Genomic DNA, 4,185 nt, shown 5'->3' with positions numbered 1-4,185 from the left:
AGTACCGATATTCGTGTTCTGAACTAGAACAGAAACACCAGGAAGTGCTTGTTCATCTTCCTGGGAAATCACCTTTCCACTCACAATAGTTTGGGAAAATCCAGTAACGGAGATTCCAAACATTATGATGAAAAAGGTAATGGGAACAGTAAACTTTTGCTTCATAAATTATTTTTTGATTGGTTATTAAATTGAATAGATTATTACCGGGAACAATAGTTTCCCGGACCATGAACAAGACTAAAAAAAACATCCTAAACCTGTTGGCTAAAACGTTAAAGCACAGTGAAATATGCTATATTTCAATTAGTTTATTGAAATAATAATTTTTAATATAAAAATAATTGAATTACTAAACAATACTTTGTTTGCTGGGTAATCAAAAATGAAAGCCATAAAACAAAAAAAAGCCACCCTTCTAAGGGTGGCTTTTGTATTCTAATTTGGATGAGTTAATCGACTCTCAATTCCTCGATACTGACTATTTCTTTGGCCTGCTCGAACTGTATTTCTTTTATGATTTCTTTTTCGACTTTGGCCTGTCCATGTCCATCGCCTTCAGAAATATGGGGAGCGATAACCAATGCCACAATAGAAGTCAGTTTGATCAAAATATTCATAGAAGGACCTGAAGTATCTTTGAAAGGGTCACCTACGGTATCTCCTGTTACCGAAGCCTTATGCGCATCAGAACCTTTATATTGCATTACCCCGTCAATCATGACTCCTTTTTCAAAAGACTTTTTAGCATTGTCCCAGGCTCCACCGGCATTATTCTGAAAAATACCCATCAAAACCCCTGATACCGTAATACCTGCCAAGGTTCCTCCTAAAACTTCCGGACCAAATGCAAAACCCACGATAATTGGAGTAAGCAAAGCAATCGCTCCGGGAGCAACCATTTCCCTAAGGGATGCCTTGGTAGATATTTCCACACACTTTTCATATTCAGGTTTTGCCTTATATTCCATTATACCTGGAATCTCTCTGAACTGCCTTCTTACCTCATTTACCATATCCATGGCTGCACGACCCACGGCAGCAATAGCCAATGACGAGAAAATAAAAGGTATCATTGCACCCACAAAGAGCCCTGCCAAAACATCTGCCTTGTATATATCAATGGAAGAAATACCAGCAATGCCAACATAAGCCGCAAAAAGAGCCAAAGCAGTCAATGCCGCAGAAGCAATCGCAAACCCCTTCCCAGCAGCAGCAGTGGTATTACCTACAGCATCCAAAATATCTGTTCGCTCTCTCACTTCTTTAGGCAATCCTGACATTTCTGCGATACCCCCCGCATTGTCTGCTATTGGACCAAATGCATCAATAGCCAACTGCATGGCTGTGGTAGCCATCATCCCTGCAGCGGCTATGGCTACTCCATAAAGACCAGCTGCTAAAAAGGATGTATAAATACCGGCAGCCAAAACCAAAATAGGGGCAACAGTTGATTCCATACCTACAGAAAGTCCGCCAATAATATTGGTCGCATGGCCTGTGGAAGATTGTTTAATAATAGAATTAACTGGACGTTTACCCATAGAAGTATAATATTCCGTAATCATACTCATCAAAGCGCCCACTATCAAACCGATGACCACAGCTCCAAAAACACCCATTTTGGTAAATACAATAGAACCTCCTCTTGACAATATCAAATCACCATCAGGCAACATGTACATGATCAGAGGATAAGAAGCCGCAACAGTCAATAAAATAGAAATCCAGTTTCCTTTGTTAAGCGCAGCCTGCACGCTGTCCGTCTCATTGGCTATTTTTACAAAGAAAGTTCCCACAATGGAGAACATCAGTCCCAAACCTGCAATCACCAACGGCAATAAAACAGGCGCTATTCCACCAAAATTGTCAGCCGATACAATCTCCCTTCCCAAAACCATGGAAGCCAGAATAGTGGCTACATAAGAACCAAAAAGATCTGCACCCATTCCTGCCACATCACCCACATTATCTCCTACGTTATCTGCAATAGTCGCTGGGTTTCTTACATCGTCTTCTGGAATTCCTGCCTCTACTTTACCGACCAAATCCGCACCTACGTCAGCAGCTTTGGTATAAATTCCGCCACCCACACGGGCAAACAGGGCAATGGATTCTGCACCTAAGGAAAAGCCTGCTAAAACTTCCAGCGCTGTTTCCATGGCAGCCCCGTTGACATCACCACCAGTAGAGATTACAAAAATGTTATAAAATACTATAAACAAAGATCCCATTCCCAAAACAGCAAGACCAGCCACACCTAATCCCATAACTGACCCACCGATGAAAGAGACATTCAAGGCTTCTTTCAAGCTCGTCTTTGCCGCTTGTGTAGTTCTTACATTGGCCTTTGTAGCTATATTCATGCCCATATAACCTGCAAAAGCCGACAATAAGGCTCCAATAATAAAAGAAATGGCAATAACAGGGCTTGAGGTTTCCACCAAAGTACCGGACCAACCTAAAATAATTGCCGCAATTACAACGAAATAGCCAAGAATTTTCCATTCGGCTTTCAAAAAAGCCATGGCTCCTTTGGCGATGTGTCCGGCAAGCTCTGCCATATTTTCATCTCCTGCTGCCTGCTTGGTAACCCAGGCTGACTTAATTGCCATTACAATGAGCCCAATTATTCCCATAAAGGGAATCACATATACAAATGCTTGTTCCATAAAGATTACTGAGTTTATAGTCAAAATAATATTCCGACAAAGATATTATTATTCGATTATCTCGCAATCAAAATGGTTAAATGTCATGGTTTTTTGTTTACAGAGGATAATTTTGCTTACAATTGCAGGGCAAAAATACATTTGATGTGCCCCTTATCGATTTTGTAATCTTTATACTTGATTCCAATTAAGCTTAAGCCCTTACATTGACCAAGAGGATATTGACCTATGAACCAATCATTGCTTCTGCTCCTGCTATTCTACATTCTCAGTCCAACACTCATTCTGTACTTATGTCACCGCTTTACTTTAGCTGAAAAAATTGGTCCTGTAATTATCGCCTATGTTATTGGGCTGCTTTTGGGAAATATTGGATTGCTACCCTCAATGAAAGGCTACCTTAATGAATACCTCATTACTTATCCAAAAACTACAGCAGAGGATGTCCAAATGCTACAGGAACGAGGCCTAGTTGATTCAAATGAGCTACTTGGTTTTCTTATTTACCAACTCAAAGATAACCTGATGAGTATTACTGTTTTGCTGGCCATTCCTTTGATGCTGTTTTCAACTGATATACAATCATGGAAAAAACTGGCAGGAAAAACAATCATTTCCCTTTTTATCGGACTGTTATCAGTATTGGCAGTAATCAGTATTGGCTTTTTTCTCTTTAGAAACAGTGGCTTATCAGATTTATGGAAAATTTCAGGTTTGCTGGTAGGTGTTTATACTGGGGGTACTCCAAACCTCGCGTCTTTGAAACTCATGTTGGATGTAGATGCCAACACGTATATTTTAACCCATACCTATGACCTTATTATCGGAGTATTGTATCTGGGATTTCTCCTCTCTTTAGGAAAAAATATTTTTGGAAAATTTTTACCTCCATTCCCAAAAAATAAAACAAGTCTTTCAGCCCGAAAACCGGATGAAGAGATACAGCTAAATCTTTCGTCAAAAATTATTTCGGTATTAAAAGGATTGGGTTTGGCTTTATTAATTGCAGGCTTATCCCTTTTGTTGGCTTCTTTACTCCCTGATCACCTCCTGATGGTCACTGTAATTTTATGCATCACTACTTTAGGACTTTTGGCCTCCTCCATTACTTTCATAAAAAATTTACCCCTTAGTTTTGATGTTGGGATGTATTTAATACTTATCTTCAGTGTAGTGGTTGCTTCTATGGCTGATATTACCAATTTCACCAACATCAATCCCTTTCTTTTGGCCTATATCAGTTTGGCAGTTTTCGGTAGCCTGGCCTTCCATCTGCTTTTAAGTAGAATTTTCAAAATTGATGCAGATACAACCATGATCACCTCCGTTTCCTTTATTTGTTCCCCACCCTTTGTACCCGTCATTGCAGGTGCTTTAGGCAATAAGCAGGTCATTGTATCCGGTATTACAATTGGAATTATAGGATATGCACTGGGCAATTATTTGGGGTATTTTTTGGCACATTTTCTTAAATTGTTTTTGTAAAATGTTTTAAATTAAATTCATAGGCCTT

General features: G+C 39.5%; 2 protein-coding genes. One reads left to right on the top strand and one right to left on the bottom strand.

Translation table 11 applies throughout. The features are described 5' to 3' along the window. Positions 1 to 452: 452 nt before the first annotated feature. Positions 453 to 2,672 carry a sodium-translocating pyrophosphatase gene (locus QZT73_RS04350; RefSeq protein ID WP_291786790.1) on the bottom strand — a complete coding sequence of 740 codons (2,220 nt, stop codon included), beginning with the start codon at positions 2,670 to 2,672 and terminating at the stop codon, positions 453 to 455. Between the two features lie 228 nt (positions 2,673 to 2,900). Between QZT73_RS04350 and QZT73_RS04345 the strand changes: the two genes are divergently transcribed. Continuing rightward, complete coding sequence (locus QZT73_RS04345) at positions 2,901 to 4,157, top strand: DUF819 family protein (protein ID WP_291786787.1); 1,257 nt, start codon at positions 2,901 to 2,903, stop codon at positions 4,155 to 4,157. The last annotated feature ends 28 nt before the right edge of the window (positions 4,158 to 4,185 follow it).

The organism is Cecembia sp., assembly GCF_007126775.1.
Lineage (GTDB): Bacteria > Bacteroidota > Bacteroidia > Cytophagales > Cyclobacteriaceae > Cecembia.
This window is presented reverse-complemented; position numbering and strand designations above follow the sequence as displayed.

What these genes read in the sequence shown, in the direction of transcription:
- QZT73_RS04350 (WP_291786790.1), bottom strand. Translation starts at nt 2,672, where the DNA reads ATGGAACAAGCATTTGTATATGTGATTCCCTTTATGGGAATAATTGGG.
- QZT73_RS04345 (WP_291786787.1), top strand. Translation starts at nt 2,901, where the DNA reads ATGAACCAATCATTGCTTCTGCTCCTGCTATTCTACATTCTCAGTCCA.